The organism is Rhodococcus sp. UYP9, assembly GCF_040547235.1.
Lineage (GTDB): Bacteria > Actinomycetota > Actinomycetes > Mycobacteriales > Mycobacteriaceae > Rhodococcoides.
Genome location: NZ_JBEPPH010000006.1, coordinates 276,955 through 295,076 on the forward strand (window position 1 = coordinate 276,955; position 18,122 = coordinate 295,076).

An 18,122-nucleotide genomic window follows, 5' to 3' on the forward strand; every position below is an offset into this window, starting at 1 on the left:
CTCCTGACACCGACTCGGTACGCACCGGCATACTTACATCTATGGCTGTACCGAGAATCGTGCTGTTCTACGTCTTCACCCCGCTACCGGACCCGGAGGCAATCCGGCTGTGGCAGCACACGCTGGCCGCGTCCAACAATCTCGGTGGCAGGATCATCATCTCCGAGCATGGGATCAATGCGACCGTCGGCGGCGAACTCGCCGACGTCAAGCGCTATGTCCGAGGAACGCGGAGCTACCCAGCCTTCAAAGACGCCGACATCAAGTGGTCGGAGGGTCTGGGTGAGGACTTTCCACGGCTTTCGGTCAAGGTCCGGTCGGAGATCGTGACCTTCGGGGCAGCGGAGGAACTGAAGGTCGACGCCGACGGAGTGGTCGGCGGGGGAGTGCACCTGAGTCCCGCGCAAGTGAACGAACTTGTCGATCGTCGTGGTGACGACGTCGTCTTCTTCGACGGCCGCAATGCGTTCGAGGCGCAGATCGGCAAATTCAAGAACGCTGTGGTGCCCGAAGTGGACACCACCCGCGACTTCGTTACGCAACTCGACTCGGGGCAGTTCGATCATTTGAAGAAGAGTCCCGTCGTCACTTATTGCACCGGTGGAGTGCGATGCGAGGTGCTTTCCTCGCTGATGCGCTCACGAGGTTTCGAAGAGGTCTATCAGCTGGACGGTGGAATAGTGCGCTACGCCGAGGCCTACGGCGACGATGCGCTGTGGGAGGGATCGCTGTACGTCTTCGACAAGCGCATGAATATCGACTTCTCCGACCACACGTCGGTGATCGGCCGGTGCACGGTGTGCGCGAACCCGACTTCCCGATACCAGGATTTCGACGACGACGAGGGCCGCGGGCTCCGCCTGGTCTGTGTCGATTGTGCCTGAGCCACTTCCGTATCGGCACGGTTTGGCGCCGTTGCGCATTCGACTTCCGCACCAGGAGTCCTCGAAGACCGTGCTCGAGTACCTCAGTCGCGACTACCCGGCCGATCCGTGGGGCCAGTCGATGATCTCCGGTGAGGTCGTCGACGAGAAGGGGCGGCCGTGGTGCAGCGAAAGTGCTTATGCTCCTGGTCGATTCGTGTACTTCTACCGAGACCCGGTGCCGGAGACTCCGGTGCCGTTCGAGATGGACGTCCTCTACGACGGGGACGGCATCGTCGTGGTCGACAAGCCGCACTTTCTGGCAACGATCCCGAGGGGAAGACACGTCACCGAAACCGCGACGGTGCGTGCGCGTCGGATGTTCGACTGTCCGGACCTCACGCCGGCCCATCGGCTCGATCGGGCGACGGCGGGAGTCCTCATCTTTACCCGCACCAAGGAACTCCGACGGCCGTACCAGGAGCTCTTCTCGTCGAGATCGGTACTCAAAGAGTACGAGGCGATCGCGCCTTACGATCCGACACTGGAATTGCCGCGGGTGGTTCGCAGTCGAATCATCAAGGAGCACGGGGTCATGGTGGCGCATGAGGAACCGGGCGAGCCGAACAGTGAAACACGGGTCGAAATGATCGAGATCTTGGGTGCACGCGCGCGCTATCGACTCTTCCCGAAGACGGGCAAGACGCACCAGCTACGAATTCACCTCTCTTCGTTGGGCATACCAATCGAAGGTGATCCGTTCTATCCACGGTATCGGTCGGTGCCGGGCGACGACTTCACCGAACCCTTGAGGCTTCTCGCGCGGGCGGTGGAATTCGAAGACCCGATCACCGGCGCTTCGCGTCGCTTCCGAAGCGAGCGGAGTCTGTCCGACTGAACTGTTCTCGGCTACGCGCCGATAAGAGACACTGCGAACGAACGCACCCCCGGCCGCAGAGCGGGCGGGGGTGCATTCGAGGTGAAATCGTTACTGCGCGCGAGCCATCCCGCGCTCTATGGCGGCGATGATCTGCGGACGTAGCTCGGCAGCGGGGACGATATGGTCCACCGACCCGACCTTTTGTGCGCGTTGAATGTTGTGGATCGCCTCGAATTCGGCGGCCACTTCACCGAGCTTCGAGTTGCGGACGTTGCCGCGCTCGGTTGCCAACTCGACGCGGATGCGAGCGCGTTCGGCGTCGGTCTCGGCGGCCGTCAGCTTCGCCTCGATGTCGAGGACTCGCGGATCGGCTGCGGTCCTGGCGTTGACGTCCCGCGTGAACACCACTGCCGCTGCCGGTGCGCCACCGAGAACGGAAGCGAACGATCCCTCGACCGCCAACACCTCCATGTTGTCGTTGAGTGCTCCGGAGAACACCACGAATGCGCCTCCGTGGTAACGGGATACGACGCAGAACACGATTGGACCGTCGAAGTTGACTATCGCGCGGCCGATCTCGGCGCCGTACTCGAGCTGGATGTTGCGTAGAGACTCCGGTGAACCGTCGAACCCGGACAGGTTGGCGAGCACCACGATCGGCCGACTTCCACTGGCGGCGTTGATGGCTCGTGCGGTCTTCTTCGAGGAATTCGGGAACAGTGTGCCCGAAGTCCACTGGTCGGGCCCGTCGGACGGGAACCATCCCTTACGCGGGATCGCTCGCGACTCGATGCCGATGACGCTGACCGGAATACCCGCCAGGTGGGCGTCGAAGACGACCGAAGTGTCCGCGTCGGCCATGTCTGCCCACCGTTCGAGGACAGAGTGATCCTGGTCGACGACGGCACGCATGACCGTGCGAATGTCGAACGGCTTCTTGCGATCCGGGTTGGTGGCGGAGGAGAAGATGTCACCGACGGTGGTGAAGTCGGAAGACGGGTGCACGTGGGGGTAGCTCCGCACGTCGCGTTCGGTCGGGTCGGTGGTGAGAGCGCGTCGCGGGAACTTCTCACCCGGTGCCGTATAGGCATGTTCGTAGTGCGCGAACAGCACCTCACACGCGGCACGCAGGTTCGGCGCCCAGTACTGTGCCTGGCCGTTCGGGCCCATGACGCGGTCGTAACCGCCGATGCCGAAGTTGTCCTCTGCGGAGACTCCGCCGGAGTAGTCGAGTGACTGCTTGCCGGTCAGGACCATGGCACTGTCCGGGGTCATCACGAGAATGCCCTTGGTGTGCGCCAACATCGTGGCCTCGGCATTCCAATACGGCTGTGCGCCGACGTTGATGCCCGCGACGACGATGTTGATTTCGCCGCCCGCCTGGGTGAACGTGATGATGCGACGAAGCCCACGTGATACCCAGTCCATGTTCTCGGTACCGGTACTCATCGAGATGGTGGCACCGGAGGACAGTGCGAACCACTCGACGGGGGCGCCGAGGCGCTCGGCAAGGTCGATTGCTGCGACTATCCGTGAGCACTCGGCCTCGGCTACGGTTCCCAGCGACTTGGTCGGGTCACCGAACAAGGCAACTCGGGTGACGCCTTCGGGATAGCGGTCGGACGGAGTCGACACGAGTCCGACGATGATGCCCGCCGTATTCCGGCCGTACGGTCGATCGACAGGCGCCAGGGTGGCGGTCTCGTCGAAGTCGTACTCGGTGAACGTCCCACCCGAGCCCGTGAGCAACGGGATCAGCTCGTACGGGTACACGGTTCCGCGTGCCTGCGAGCGCTGAACCTTCTGGGTGTATTCGTCCAGCGGACGCAGTGGCTCGGTCGGCCTGTCGGTGACCTTGGCGACGACACCTGCGCCGGAGCGGTACGAGAATCGGATTGCGACCTCGCGAACAGTCGCACTCGGTCCGTTCCTGAGCCTGGCGATCATCGTGATTTCTTCGAGCCCGGCACCGATGGTGGACGGCGCAATGTGCCGTGCGATTGCAGCGAGGCGATCCTCGGGCACATCGAGTACCGGCCACACGTAGAGGGTGACGCGGTTCGCGTCGAGCCGGTTCTTACCCCGCTGGCTCTGGGCGCGCCGGATCCCGTCGAGGCAGGAGGCGACGGTTCTTTCGATCTCGGGAACAGCGACGACGATGCCGTTGTCATCGAGTTGTGTTGTCACTCCACGAATTTCGGCAAGAGCCATCAAACGCTCGTCGGACGGATTCTCTTTCGCCGTCAGATGGAACAAGTAGGTTCCGGGCGTGGCAGGAAGCCTGGTGCCGTCGAAGTTCTTCAGGCGCCAGAGGTCGAGGCGCTGCCCTGTCAACGGATGCATGTCGCGAATGACGAGGTCCTCGGCGAGAGGTTCCGAACCCTCGACGCTCGGGCGTCGGAACGTTACATGGCGAACATCGGTGCCGCATACGGTGATCGTGATCCGACGCCAGTTCTTGGTCCGGGGATGTTCGGTGAGAACGGACTGGACGGTGCTCGCGATGTCGTCGCCGCTGGCCGGGGCATCGGGCCACGCCAGATACAGGTCGACGGCAAGGTGTTCCGGCGCAGGCCCGGCGATGTCGTCGATCGCATCGATCGTCGCGGACAGTGAAGCGAACGTGGTTGCGGCCGAGACCAACTGGAGTCGCTCGCCGGCGAGCTCGAAATTGCCGGTGACGAACCGAACCCCGTCTCGGTCGAATGCCTCGACGTCTTCGAGATCGCGAATCTCGTAATACTGGCGAGTGATGACCTCGAGCAGTGCGCCGGGCTCGTCGATCCGTGAGCCCAACAGATCGATCAACGGCTCGGGGGTTGAGACGAGCGCATCGATGCGAGCCGCGTGGTCCGGCGCGTCGGGGTTTTCGGCAAGGTACTGCAAGCTGCCACGTACCCCGTCGTGGACCTGGTCGCGTGAACGTCGGATCGAAGGGGCGTCGAAAAGGCGAAAGCGCAGGTTGCGAGCGACGTCACCGATGACGGGGTACCGAGCCTGAGTCGCAACGATCAGGCGCTCGAGAACCTCACCGATGGCCGAACCTGCAGCGGGCTGCGCTGCCGAATCCGTCAGCCAACGATCGAGGAGTGCCGAGACGACCGGAACTTGATTCTCGATACGTTGAAGTGCGAGGAATACCCGATATACGGCCTCTTCGAGTTCTGGGCTGCGCTCGAGGTCCTCGGCGCCGTAGTGCCGCAGTGCGCGAGAAAGCCTGCCGCGGAACGACTCCGGAAGTCCCTGAATGTCTGCATCGAGAGAGTGCAGAAATGAGTGGAAGTGTTCGCGCGGGCTGTGTACCCGTTCGTCCGTGTTCTCCTCGTCCATGGTGGGACGGTTGCGGGAGAGTTCGCACATATCGGCGAATGTGTTGAGAAGTGCCAACTCTGCGTCGACGACCTGAGAATCATCGCACGCAACCTCGTTGCGCACTGTCTCGTAGTCGGAGAGCAGAGCCTGTACGCGGGAGGCGTTGACGTCGAAACCGGTGATGAGGGCCGACAGCTCGTCGAGATACGACAGCGCTTTGCATCGCGGTGTCTCACCTTCGGGGCGGTCCACGGTTCGGAACTCCACGCGAGCGGTCTGTGTGGATGCCTTCTGCTCGCCTGCTTGATCGACACGCAGCAGAGCGGCACCGGAATCGACCTGGCCGTTGACCGAGGCCAAGACCTCGCGCACGCGGCCGGCGTACGGCGACCGGACGGCAGTTTCCATCTTCATGCTCTCGAGCACGACCAGGGTCTGGCCTGCCTCGACCTCGTCGCCGACCGCAACCGGCACGGCAACGACGACGGCGGGCGCTGGAGCACGGACCAGTCCGGCTTCGTCCTGGCTTATCTGATGGCTGATGCCATCCACTTCGACGAGGAAGTGCGCGGCGCCTGCGACGGTGACGATCGAGAAGCGGCGGTTGCCGAGGACGAGGCGGCTCTCGTACTGACCGAGGCGCTCGATGTCGACCTGCACGTCGCCGCTGTCTCCGTCGACGCGGTAGAGGTGCGGTCCGATCTGACCGACGCCGAGCTTGTAGGCCTGGCCCTGGTAGTTCAGTTCTACGGTCCGGCCGATGGTGTGGCTTGCACGAGGACGGCCACCGCGGGCCGAGGACAGGAATGCGGCACGCTCGCGTCCTTCCTCGACGTCGTAGGCATCGATTGCCGCTGCGATGAGCGCGATGTCTGCCACGGCCGTTGGGCCGGTGGCCGTGCCTGCTTCGGATCTATCGAGCCAGCCGGTGTCGGCGGAGGCGGAAATGACCTCTTCACGGTCGAGCAGATCGATCAGAAACGACTTGGTGGTCGTTCCGCCGTCGATGACCACAGTCGTCTCGCGTAATGCGTTGCGCAGCCGGGCAAGTGCTTCACCCCGGTCACGCCCCCAGGCGATGACCTTGGCGACCATGGAGTCGTAGTCGGGGGGAATGACGTCGCCCTGTGCGATGCCGGTGTCGACGCGGATGCCGCTGCCGAGGGGAAACTTGAGAAGTTCGACGGTTCCCGGTGCGGGTGCGAAACCGTTGTCGGCATCTTCGGCGTTCAGACGCGCTTCGACGGCGTGACCGAACTCGGGTGGGCAATCACCTTCGAGGTGATCACCGTTGGCGACGAGGATTTGCAGTTTCACCAGGTCGATACCCGTGGTGAATTCGGTGATGGGGTGTTCGACTTGTAGTCGGGTGTTGACTTCGAGGAAGGTGAAGATCTTCTGCTCGGGCTGGTAGAGGTACTCCACCGTCCCAGCGCCGGTATAGGAGGCGGCGCGCACGAGTTCGCTGGAGACGGTGCGCAGGTGATCGGCTTGCTCTTGCGTCAGGACCGGCGAACTGGATTCTTCGATGACCTTCTGATTGCGACGCTGGATGGAGCAGTCGCGTACCCCTGGAGCCCAGACGTTGCCGTGGTTGTCCGCGATGACCTGGACCTCGACGTGGCGGGCGTCGGTGACGAGTCGCTCGATGAATACCACCGGGTCGCCGAACGAGCGTTCGGCTTCACCCTGCGTACGTTCGAGCGCGAGTTCGAGTTCGCTCTCCTCGTAGACCTTGCGGATGCCGCGACCGCCGCCACCGCTGCGAGCCTTGATGATCAGTGGGTAGCCGATGGCCTGTGCGTGCCTGCGAGCATCGGCTCGTGTTTCGACGGGTCCGCCGCTCCACGGTGCGACGGGAACACCGACCCGTTCGGCGAGTAGTTTCGCCTCGACTTTGTCCCCGAGAAGGCGCATCGCGTCGGCGGAAGGTCCGATGAAGGTGATCTTCAGTCGTGCGCAGAGGTCGGCGAAGGCTGGATCTTCGGCGACGAAGCCCCATCCGACCCACACGGCGTCTGCGCCGGATTCGACGAGTGCCCGCTCGAGTTCGGCGTGATCGAGGTACGCGGATCCCACCTCGGGCTTACGTAGTACGACGGTCTCGTCGGCCCGCCTGACGAACATTGCGCGGCGTTCTGCCTCGGTGTGGAGGGCAACCGTCCGAATGCCGTAGTCGAACTCGGCGTTGAGTTCCTTGACGGCCCTGATCAGGCGTACTGCCGCCTCGCCTCGGTTCACTACTGCAATCCGTTTGAACAACGTCTCTCTCTCCGTCAGGTGGGTGAAAATGCTCTTCTCGAACGCCGGGCACGTCGTGACGCCCGCGGGTTCTTGTCACTTATCGGGCTTGCTGGGGACGAAACGACACACTCGATCTCGAGAAATGTCTGTGTGGACCAAAGTGGGAGTCGATGTAACAGCCCCCACTCATCGACCTCGATCTCGTTCGTTACCCCGCTGATCCCTCGTCGAAGACGTGGAACAGGTCTGAATGTCGTCCTATTCTAACGGATCACATGATTCTTACCATGTCAACGGCGATATGGGTCGATGTGATTGATCTCGCTTCGTTCAAACCTCCACTACAGCAATGTATTTCACCGAAGTTTTGGAATGTCACTGAAAAAGGTCAGCGAAAGCTTGACGGAATACTGATGAGTAGCGTTGCGACAACGGACATTTCGGTGTCGACGACGTTCATTGATTACCGGCGGGTACGTTACCGGTCGGTACGTGCCACTCGGCGCCGATCGGAATCGGACATAAGGCGCGAAATCCAGAATGCGGGCCCCATACTGCCGATCGAGCTCGGATCACTGGTGGCGGAGAATCGGCTGTGAACCCGAATGGGCTTTTCTTTCGCTTCTTGTGATCTGCCACGACGAAAAGAACCTAGGGTCCGTAGACCGTGATCAATCCGGACGCAGAGACTAGTCTGGTGCGTGCGCGCAAGCACCGTCCCGGTTAACGGACGGCCGTTCGAGGATTTCAGAGGTTCAACAGTGTCGACTGCATCGGTTCCCGGTCGTGGCCAGCAGCCGGATCCCAGCAGGGTCCCGGCTGAAGGGGGCGTTTTCGTGGAGGGCGAAGTATTGACGGAAGGGCATGAAGAGCTCACGGACAGGGTTCTGCGCATGCTGCAATTCCTGCGCGAGATCGTCACCGCTCGCACCGAGCCCGTTTTGCATTACGAAAAACACCTTCGCGTCGAGTGGCTTCAGGCCGACTCGCCCGCGTCTCATCTGGATGCGTCGGCCGAGCAGGGTGGGGTCGTACTCAGGGCCCGGCGGGTCGAGTTCGAAGAACCGCCGAAGCTCCCGGAGATCCTCGAAGGATTCGTCGATACCGAGATGGTGGTCGACAGCCGTCATCTGGACATCGAATTGATCGAATCGGCTTTGGCATCACCTGCGAGCGAGGACGTCGATGCCGACGCCGACTTCGATGTCCGACATGCGTACCAGGTTCGACGTGCGTTCGAAGCGTATTCGACCGAGTGGCGTCGATGGGCAGAATCGGATCGAGAGCAGCGACCGGAAGCCTCGCTCTACCACGCTCTCCAGCTGATGATGCAAGAACTGACTTCGCAACCGGAGTCCATCGAGCTGGTAGTCGCCTCAGGCCTGTTGAGTCTTTCGGCTCTGGGAACTGCAGGAGAGGTCGAGACGCACCTGCTGACCCAGTCGGCAGCAATCGAGTTGGACGTCCGCACCGGAGACTTGCTGGTCAAGCTTGCTGCCAATTCTCAACCGCGATTCGAGGACACTCAGCTGCTGACCGGCCGGGCCGGCTTCGACCCGTCCGGTTCGGTGAAGATGCAGAGTGACCTGCCGAGGCGCATCACCTCGCCTCTCGACGACGACGTCGTGTCCCTACTCGTGGAGTGGGCCGATACTGCGCTGGACATACCCGTCGACGTTCGAGCCGATCTGGATCGGCCGTCTACCGCCGACGCTCCCGAGTACGGGGCGACGGTGACGTTGTCGCCCGCCCTGGTCATGCGTAAGCGAAATGCCTTCGCGCTGCGTGACTACTACGAACAGATGATCGCGGATCTCGCCAAGCCCGGTTCGAGGCTTCCGCTCGGTTTGGCGCAGTTGGTGGAGCCCATCGAACCCGCCGAACGTTTGGCCTGGTTGGAGCGAATGGGGGCGGCCGAGACTCGCTCGCTCGCTACGGATCCACTCTTTCCGCTTCCGGCGAACGCCGAACAGTCACAGATCCTGCGCAGGCTCGGCCGTGACAGCGGTGTAGTCGTCGAAGGTCCTCCCGGTACCGGGAAGACGCACACCATCGCGAATCTGGTGTCGGCATTGCTCGCCCACGGCCAGCGTGTGCTCGTCACCAGTGAGAAGTCACAGGCGCTTCGCGTGCTTCGAGACAAACTTCCACCCGAACTTCAGGAACTTTGCGTCTCGATCACCGATCTCGGGCGCGGTGGATCCGAGGAGCTCAATCGCAGCGTCGCTCGTATCGCAGATCGCAAAGCGGCGTACAACGACGTGGATGCGGCCGAGAAGATCGCGTCATTGACCGCGCGACGGGCGGATGCTTCGGAGCGGCGTGCCGTGCTACTCGATGCCATCGCCGACCTGCGCGTGTCGGAAACTGTTGTGCATCAGCATGTTTCCGATGGATTCGAGGGGACCGCGGCTGCAATCGTCCGCAAGGTCAAGGCAGCGGAAGAGGCTCACGAGTGGCTTCCGGGACCGTTGTCGACGGATCGCCCCACACTGATCGGAACCGAGGTGGATCGGCTGCGGAAGTTGATCGCGACTGCGCCGGATGGGCGTGCGGCACGAGCCGGGCAATCACTCCCACGGCTGGACACCATTCTGCCGAATTCGGCCGAACTACGTTTGTTGTGTCGGCGAGCGAGCGCCAATGTGCATGTGGAGTCCGAGCATTCGTCCAGGCTTGTCGAGTTCCTCCGCGGAGTCGATCCTGCTGCAGCGCTGGGTATTCGGCAGCTGTGCGAAGAACTCGACGCGCGAGTGCGTGACGTTCTCGAACTGGACCAACTCTTCCAGCAATTGACCGATTCCGTGTTGTCCGGCGAAGCTGCGCACCTATGGTCACGGGTAAGCGGGATTTCATCCATGGCCGAGGTCGCGGCTCGGGCCGATCGCTTCATCGGTGCTCATGATGTGCAGTGTTCCTCGTCGACGACCGCTGCGCTCAACGCGATGGAATCCCTCACTGTCGCTTTGGAATCGGGAATCGAGTGGAAGCCTCGGTTCCGAAAGAGCGAACAGCAGCGTGTTGTCGAAGATCTTGGCATCACGGCGACCGTCGATGGCGTTCCAGTTGCGTCGGCGAGCGACGGCAGGCTCGTGACAGAGCACATTCGTGCTCTCGATATCGTCAGCACCGCGGCGACCCTTCTCGGAGACCTACGGATCTCGGTGTCCACCGACGGGCCTCGGTCACGGCGTGTGAACGATCTTCGGCTCGTCAGTGACAAGCTGACGTTGGTGGCAGGTGTTCTGCATGCGCGCGACGCGTTGGTCGAGAAGCTGTACGCGGTCTCGCCTTCGGCGCCGTGGATTCGAAGCCTCGACGAAGCGGTGCAGTTCGCAGGGTCGGCAAGGGCGATTGCTACTCGTATCGATGCAGACGTGGCCAAGGCTGAACTGAGTAGAATTCTGTATTCCGTTGCAACACAGGTGGATATCGGACCGTCGCCCGAGGGAAAAGCTCTCGTGACGGCGCTGAACTCGGCCGACGAGGACGCCGTTGCCGAGGCGTCGGGGAACTACATCGCGGCATGCCAGGAGCAGGATGATCAGCGGGTACAGGACGAGTTGGCGAAGAAGCTCGCCGATGCTGCGCCCGCGTTGTACCAATTGGTTCTCGATACGGCCGGGGACTCCGACTGGGATGAAATCAGTTGGCAGATGTCCAAGGCATGGGCGTGGCGTCGAGCGCGTGAGTGGGTGAGCGAACAGCATCGCGGCGGTGTCGAACATCAGCTCGATGTCGAACTGAACGCACTCGACGCGGATCTGAAGTACCTGACGGCTCAGCTGGCGGCCGCGATGGCCTGGCGCGACTGTCTCGAGCGCATGACGGCTGTGGAAGTGCGTGCGTTGCAAACGTATCGGGAACATATGTCGTCGATCGGGGCAGGAGCAGGTCGATACGCGGAAACGTTCCGCAGCGCTGCGCGTTCAGCTATGCGAGATGCGCAAAGTGCCGTTCCTGCTTGGGTCATGCCCCTTTCTCAGGTCTTGGCGACAGTGCCGCCCATAGCGGACAGTTTCGACGTCGTGATCGTCGACGAAGCCAGCCAGGCCGACATCAGCAGTCTGTTCCTTCTGTATCTGGCACCACGGGTGATCGTCGTCGGTGACGATCGGCAATGTGCACCCGCAGACGTCCCGCAGGCGGGGACACTCGAGGACGTGTTCACCCGACTGGACGTGTATCTGCCGGATCTACCCGAACATGTTCGAGCGACGTTGACTCCACGGTCGTCACTGTTCTCGATGCTGCGCACGCGTTTCGGACAAGTCGTCCGTCTGCGCGAGCATTTTCGATCGATGCCGGAAATCATCAACTGGTCGTCCCAACAATTCTATGGAGATTCGCCCCTGGTTCCTGTGCGTCAATTCGGCGCGGACAGGCTCCCGCCGCTTCGCCATACTTTCGTACCCGATGCATCGGTGAGAGGGAAGGGCGCTTCGCTCGTCAATCATGCCGAGGGGCAAGCCATCGCCGGTCAGATCCTCGAATGCCTTGCCGATCCCCTATACGACGGTAAGACATTCGGCGTCGTCGTGCTGCAGGGAACGGCTCAGGTCGATGAAATCCGAAACGAATTGATCAAACGCATCGGAATCGACCAATGGGCGGATCGAAGGCTCCGCGTCGGGACACCGCCGGACTTCCAAGGAGACGAACGAAGTGTCGTCTTCCTGTCGATGGTGGTCGCACCGAACCAGGACTTTCCCGCTCTCAGCGCAAGCCAGTACAAGAGGCGGTTCAATGTCGCGGCCTCGCGTGCGCAGGATCAACTCTGGCTGTTTCACTCGGTCACAGTCGATCGGCTCAAGCGATCCGACCTACGGAACTCGCTGCTCGCGTATGTCACGTCGACCTCGCCTGCGCCTGCGAATCCGATGCCGCGCGATGTCACGCCGGATGTTCGGCGCAGCGAGTTCGAGAGTCTGTTCGAGCAGCGGCTGTTCGTCGATCTGAGAGATCGTGGATATCACGTCAACCCCGGAGTCGAGGTGAACAATCGACGTATCGACCTGGTGGTCACCGGGCAGGTATCCAGGCTCGCCGTGGAATGCGATGGGGACTCGATTCAGTCCACGCCCGAACGTCGTCTGGCCGACCTTCAGCGCGAGCAGGAACTCAAACGTTGTGGCTGGACGTTCTGGCGTGTGCGTGAGTCGGAGTACTACCTCGATGTCGAGGCGGCGCTGGAGGATCTGTGGAATACCCTGTCCGCGTTAGGAATCGAACCGAATACGATTTCGATTGCGCCCGCGGAAACGGTAACCGAGGAGTGGATTCCAGTCGACTTGGATCGACCGCACGATGAGGTGCAAGCAGAGGACATGCCAGTGGGCGTAGCGGTGGATGCGCAGGCTGATCATGCAGTGGAACGCCCCGACACAAGCCAGACGAGTGCAACCGCGGAAACGCCGTGGAACGCGTGGCGGTCAGCGCCCGAAGGCGAGAAGTACGACATGTGGACCATTCCGAGCGAAGACCCCGAGCACCGGTTTCCGACTGCTGAGTTGCCCATCAACGGCTATCACGATGGAGGCCATGGCCACCACAACTGACCGAACCAAATGCTATAGCGTGGATGGCGTCCGACTGTGTCTGTCGAAGGAGTGCCAATGTCGCGAATCGCCATTTTCGGAGGACACGGGCAGGTGGCGCTCCGTCTAGCGCCGTTGCTCGTGGAGCGCGGACACGAAGTGGGGTCGATCGTTCGTAACCCGGATCACGTCGTCGATATCGCGAATGTGGGCGCCACACCGTTGGTGGCCGATATCGAGAATCTGGATGTCGAGAAGATCGCGGCACTACTCGACGGCTTCGACACAGTCGTATGGTCTGCAGGCGCGGGCGGCGGCAGTGCCGACCGAACGTATGCCGTCGACCGTGATGCAGCAATTCGCTCGATGGACGCTGCCGGACGAGTGGGCATCACGCGCTACGTCATGGTGTCGTATTTCGGGGCGGACACCCAGCACGGAGTAGATCCGAGCAATTCCTTCTTCGCGTACGCGGAGGCCAAGGCGGCCGCCGACGCGTACCTGAAATCCACGTCGTTGTCCTGGACGATCCTGGGACCGAGTGCATTGACACTCGACCCCGGCACCGGATCGATCTCCACCAAAGACAACGGTGCCACCGGCGCTTCGGTCACCCGGGACGACGTCGCAGCCGTAGTCGCCGAAACCGTCGACACTCCGGGGACCATCGGACGTGTCATCGAATTCGACAACGGCGACACACCCATCGCAGAGGCGCTCAGCTGAGTCGGATCTCCGAGCACTTGTCCTGGAATTTCGCCGTCTCTGCAGTGAGGAACACACATGGCGGATTCACAGCCGACCGGTGACACCGATATCCACCCGCCCGAGTCAGGGCCTTCCCGACGTCGATGGCTGATCGCACCGATAGTTCTGATCGTCGTTGCACTGCTGTTCGGTGTTCCACTGTGGACGCTTTTCTTCTCCGGTTCCGACTGGCCGTTCTCGATGCGAATATTCGGCTTCGTCCTGTTCGTCGCCGCTGCGATCGCCTTGCCGGTATCCATGGCTCGCGGTCATGCGCGCGCTCATGACCGCGCGGCCTTGATCGGTGACACGTTGCTCGGAACCGTGTGGGTGCTGTTCGTGTGGAGTGTGCTCGGTTCGATCGTCGGAGTGCTCCTCGCCCTTGCCGGTCTGGAAGATCCCCTGCGATCGCGACTTGTGGCTGCCGCGGTGCTCGTCGTGGTCCTCGGATTGTTGGTGTGGGGCCATTACGAGGCGATGCGCGTGCCACGCGTCGTCGAGCGCAGCGTTGTGGTTCCGCGTCTCGGTGCCGGACTCGACGGACTCCGTGTCGTGATGATTACCGACACGCATTACGGGCCGTTGGATCGAGCCGCCTGGTCGGCGAAGGTCGTCGACGTCGTCAACGCATTGGAAGCAGATGTGCTCTGTCACCTCGGAGATCTGGCGGACGGTTCGGTCCTGCGGCGGGAGCATCAGGTCCAGCCGTTACGTGGGGCACGTGCAGCGCTGGCCAAGGTCTACGTGACGGGCAACCACGAATATTTCGGCGAAGCGCAGGACTGGCTGGATCACATGGAGACGCTGGGTTGGACGGCCCTGCACAACAAGCACCTCGTGGTCGAACGTGGCGGTGCGAGGTTGGTCGTCGCCGGTGTGGACGATCGAACGGCAGCAGCTTCCACACTCGCGGGGCACGGAGCGGACCTCGATCGTGCGCTCGAGGGAGTCGACGCGGACCTGCCGGTCTTCCTCCTGGCACATCAGCCCAAGCAAATCGACGAGGCGGTTCGACGCGACGTCGAAGTGCAGGTTTCCGGTCATACCCATGGTGGGCAGATCTGGCCGTTCGAGTACCTGGTCCGACTCGATCAACCGACAGTTCATGGCCTGAGCAGGCACGGCAAGCACACTCAGCTGTACACCAGCCGCGGCACCGGTTTCTGGGGACCGCCGTTTCGCATCTTTGCGCCCAGCGAGATCACCGTGCTCGTCCTGCGGACAGAGGCGCCGTGACAGTCAAACTTCTCGCCACCGACCTCGATGGCACCCTGCTTCGCTCGGACCGAACCATTTCGGCGCGTACCGCCGAAGCGATGGCGGCGGCACATGCGGCGGGGATCGAGGTCGTCTGGGCCACGGCGCGCGCACGCCATTCGATCGACGAGTTGGCTGCCTCCTGTGGATTCACCGGTAAGGCCATCGGTGCCAACGGCGCAGTCGTGCTCGACCTCGCCGACGGCACGCCGGTCATCACCGAGACGACCGGAATCGAATCCGACGTCGTGACCACTGCTATGACCAGGGTTCGCGAGCTGGTTCCCGGAGTCGCCTTCGCCACGGTCGGTCCGACTCGGTTCGTCGCCGAGCACAACTATGCAGCGATGTGTGTCTTCGCGGACCATCATCGACATCCCCACGAGATGGACGTCTCGGTCGACGTCTTGCCCGCGGCTTCGGAGCAGACCGTCAAGATCGTCGCCCGACATCCGGAGCTGACAAGCGTCGACCTGTTCCACGCTGTCCTGGCAGCAGGGGTAGGCGGAGTGGAGCTGACCCATTCGGGCGCGCCATATATAGAGATGTCCGCTGCAGGCGTGTCGAAAGCCAGTGCGCTATCGGTGCTGTGTGCGGAACTCGGGATCGAGCGAGCTGCCGTGGCGGCGGTGGGTGACGCGTTCAACGACCTACCGATGCTGCGCTGGGCGGGTACTGCCTTGACCACTGCCAACGCGATGACCGAGATCAAGGCTGTAGCTCATCGCGTGCTGCATTCGAACGATGACGACGGCGTCGCGGGGTACTTGGAAGAGCTCGTCGCCGGCCGTCGATGACGGAACTACCTCGGACAGGCGCCGCTTGCCGAGAGTGTGCCCGGGTGAAGATGCCCGGCACACCGTGAGCAGCGCGCACTTTACGATCGAAATTCTATTGTCTCGAAACGTCAGGAGATGTACGGGTGGAACAGAGCAGTGGATCCAATCGCATGACCGTCGCCCAGTACCTTGCGGCGCATGCCGTAGCGGTGACACCCGTCGATCGCGCTCAGGCTGCGACACTCGGCATCGAGGCCCCCATACCCGCCGGCTGGCAAGCGGCGCCCGAAGGGCAATTCCCCGGCGCCACCCAGGTTCTTGTCGAGCCAGGTCTGGTCGAAGGCGGCTTCGCGCCCAACGCAGTATTGCTTGTGGGCTTGCTGTCCACTCGCATCGACGCCGATGACCTCCTCGACTGCAGTTTCACCGACGCCCGCGCGATGGAGGGCTGGGTCGAAACAGACGCGAGCTCCGACTCGTTCGGTGGGCATCCATCGCGGTTCATCAGGGGAACATTCGTCGCCGAGCAGTGGGAACTGGCCGTCACGACCAGGTACGTCGTCGTGCAGAACGAAACGCAGTACCTGGTTCAACTCACGGTGACCACCTTCGCCGACCACGCAGACAAACTGGCATTCGACATCGATGCGATCAACAGTGGCCTTCTGAACGCAGTCTGAGCCTTGCCGGAGCGCAGCCGCTACTAAGGTCGAGTAATGCGGAATCGCACTGGACGTGTGCGGCACCTGTCCCTGGTGCCAGACCTGTTGGACAGCTCTGACAGACCCGAGCTCGAGATCGCCGACGATACGTTCACCAACGCGTCCGGCGACTATGGCGCTCCGGTCGCGAGGTACACGATTCGCGTCTCCTTGGACGGCGTCGAACCGGCAGTGTGGCGAAAGTTCGAGGTCCGGTCCGACCTCTTACTCCCCGAATTTCACCAGGTGCTGCGCCAGGTGATGGGGTGGAATGCTGCTCATTCGCACCGCTACCGGCTACGGAAGTCCGTAGCCGTCATGCGATACGACTTCGAGACCTCGCTGGTCGAAGCAGGGTCGGTAATCAACGAACAGCACGTCAGGTTGGATAGCGTTCTCGACAAAGAGGGCGACGTCATCGAATACGAATACGATTTCGGCGACGGTTGGAAGCACACCGTCGAACTCGAATCCCTCATCGAGTATCACGAGGATCTCCGTACCCTGTGCCTCGACGGCGCACGTGCGTGTCCGCCCGAGAACAGCGGAGGACCCGTCGGCTATCGCCATCTACTCGACGTACTCGGAGACCCTGGCCACGCGGAATACGAAAGTCTGCGGGAATCGGTTGGACCGTTCGATCCGGAGCAGTTCGAGGTAGCTCGCGTCAACGAAGGTTTTCGGGCCGGCGCTCCCGTGCGATCGGCCGAGGCCGAGGCCGCTGTCGCATCGAAGTTGATCGCACGGCTCTTCGGGACCGCCCAGCCGGACCACATGCCCGCTCTGCTGGCGCTGCTACCGCGGTGTGAGCTCACTATCGAAAGCTCTGTCGATTTACCGGTTGCAACTGTGGCGATGAGAAAACTTTCGTGGTTGCTCGAGCTCGTAGGAGACGCCGGATTGCAGTTGGCGCCCGGAGGCAATCTTCCGCCGGCAGCTGTCGAAGCCATGCGCGTCGAACTCGAATGGGGACTGGGGTGGATCGGATCCAGCCTCCGTGAGGTCGATAATCACCAGGTCGCCGATCTGCGCAATGCCGCCAAGCGTCTAGGTCTGGTGCGAGTCTTCAAGGGCGCTTTGGTACGCACGAAAGCGGGAACCCGATATGCCGACGACCCCATCGGTCTGTGGAGGCATTGTGCGTCGAGAGTCCCCTTGGGCAAGGAAACTCATGAGATCGACGGCGGAACACTGTTTCTCGTCGCGCTTGCGTCGTCGGCATCCGCAACGCAACGGAACGCGATGATCGTGGAGACGATGCAAGCGTTGGGGTGGGGGACCAGCCAATTGGTCGACGCCCACACCGCGGCACAACCGACGGTCGACTTCTTGGACCTGATCGGAGCCCATGGGCCGTCGCTGTACTTCCGAAGCGAGGTGTTCGACGCTCCCAGTTGGTCGAGACGATTCGCTCGCGACGCTTTGCGGAGCTGATGTAGGCCGCTGACCAGGCGATTTGGAGATGGCGTCAGAGTCGCGTAACTTTTGTCGAGTCAGAGCGACACGGACACCGACCCGGACCGAGAGGTGCGGGACACGAGGTTGCACGGAGTTTGCACTGAAAATCCTGGTTCGGCAAGATGGTGTTGTCGTGTCCGGGTGATCCGATGTGACGGGGTTATTGACTCGGTCGCTTGGATTAGCTAGGCTGGAACGGTTGCCCCAGGCGCTGCGAGAACATTATTTTCGTGGTTGTGTGGTGTGTGTGTGTTCTTTGAGAACTCAACAGTGTGTCGATGAATGTCAGTGCCGAATTTTATATTTGGTGAAAGCATCCGATGTCGATGATCATCCGCTTGTGG

At 62.0% G+C, this 18,122-nt stretch carries 9 protein-coding genes; 8 read left to right on the forward strand and 1 reads right to left on the reverse strand.

All coding sequences use genetic code 11. The features are described from left to right. Window positions 1–41: 41 nt before the first annotated feature. Together trhO and ABIB36_RS18160 are read left to right on the forward strand one after the other, a co-directional pair. Entirely contained in the window at window positions 42–884 is an 843-nt protein-coding gene (gene trhO / locus ABIB36_RS18155; RefSeq protein WP_354561567.1) for an oxygen-dependent tRNA uridine(34) hydroxylase TrhO, read from the forward strand. Further along, on the forward strand, window positions 877–1,761 hold the full coding sequence (locus tag ABIB36_RS18160; RefSeq protein WP_084346331.1) for a pseudouridine synthase: 885 nt from the start codon (window positions 877–879) through the stop codon (window positions 1,759–1,761). Before trhO ends, ABIB36_RS18160 begins: the two co-directional genes overlap by 8 nt. Before the next feature lie 90 nt (window positions 1,762–1,851). Here the strand turns inward: ABIB36_RS18160 and ABIB36_RS18165 are convergent, their stop codons facing one another. Beyond that, window positions 1,852–7,317, reverse strand: a complete 5,466-nt coding sequence (locus ABIB36_RS18165) for an ATP-binding protein (RefSeq protein ID WP_354561569.1) — start codon at window positions 7,315–7,317, stop codon at window positions 1,852–1,854. 875 nt (window positions 7,318–8,192) lie between these two features. Between ABIB36_RS18165 and ABIB36_RS18170 the strand changes: the two genes are divergently transcribed. The 6 genes from ABIB36_RS18170 (at window position 8,193) to ABIB36_RS18195 (ending at window position 17,754) form a co-directional block, all read left to right on the forward strand. Next, a complete protein-coding gene (locus ABIB36_RS18170) occupies window positions 8,193–12,857 on the forward strand; it encodes a PDDEXK-like endonuclease domain-containing protein (protein WP_354561598.1) in 4,665 nt (1,554 codons plus the stop codon). Window positions 12,858–12,914: 57 nt separating this feature from the next. After that, window positions 12,915–13,562: an SDR family oxidoreductase gene (locus ABIB36_RS18175; RefSeq protein WP_354561572.1), complete on the forward strand. Its 648-nt coding sequence runs from the start codon at window positions 12,915–12,917 to the stop codon at window positions 13,560–13,562. 57 nt (window positions 13,563–13,619) lie between these two features. Further along, entirely contained in the window at window positions 13,620–14,819 is a 1,200-nt protein-coding gene (locus ABIB36_RS18180; protein WP_354561574.1) for a metallophosphoesterase, read from the forward strand. Beyond that, window positions 14,816–15,637 carry an HAD family hydrolase gene (locus tag ABIB36_RS18185; RefSeq protein WP_084345966.1) on the forward strand — a complete coding sequence of 274 codons (822 nt, stop codon included), beginning with the start codon at window positions 14,816–14,818 and terminating at the stop codon, window positions 15,635–15,637. The genes ABIB36_RS18180 and ABIB36_RS18185 overlap by 4 nt, the downstream gene beginning before the upstream one ends. A gap of 125 nt (window positions 15,638–15,762) precedes the next feature. Continuing rightward, window positions 15,763–16,299, forward strand: coding sequence for an LpqN/LpqT family lipoprotein (locus tag ABIB36_RS18190; RefSeq protein WP_256895522.1), 537 nt, complete (start codon window positions 15,763–15,765; stop codon window positions 16,297–16,299). A gap of 36 nt (window positions 16,300–16,335) precedes the next feature. Further along, window positions 16,336–17,754, forward strand: a complete 1,419-nt coding sequence (locus ABIB36_RS18195) for a plasmid pRiA4b ORF-3 family protein (protein WP_354561576.1) — start codon at window positions 16,336–16,338, stop codon at window positions 17,752–17,754. The last annotated feature ends 368 nt before the right edge of the window (window positions 17,755–18,122 follow it).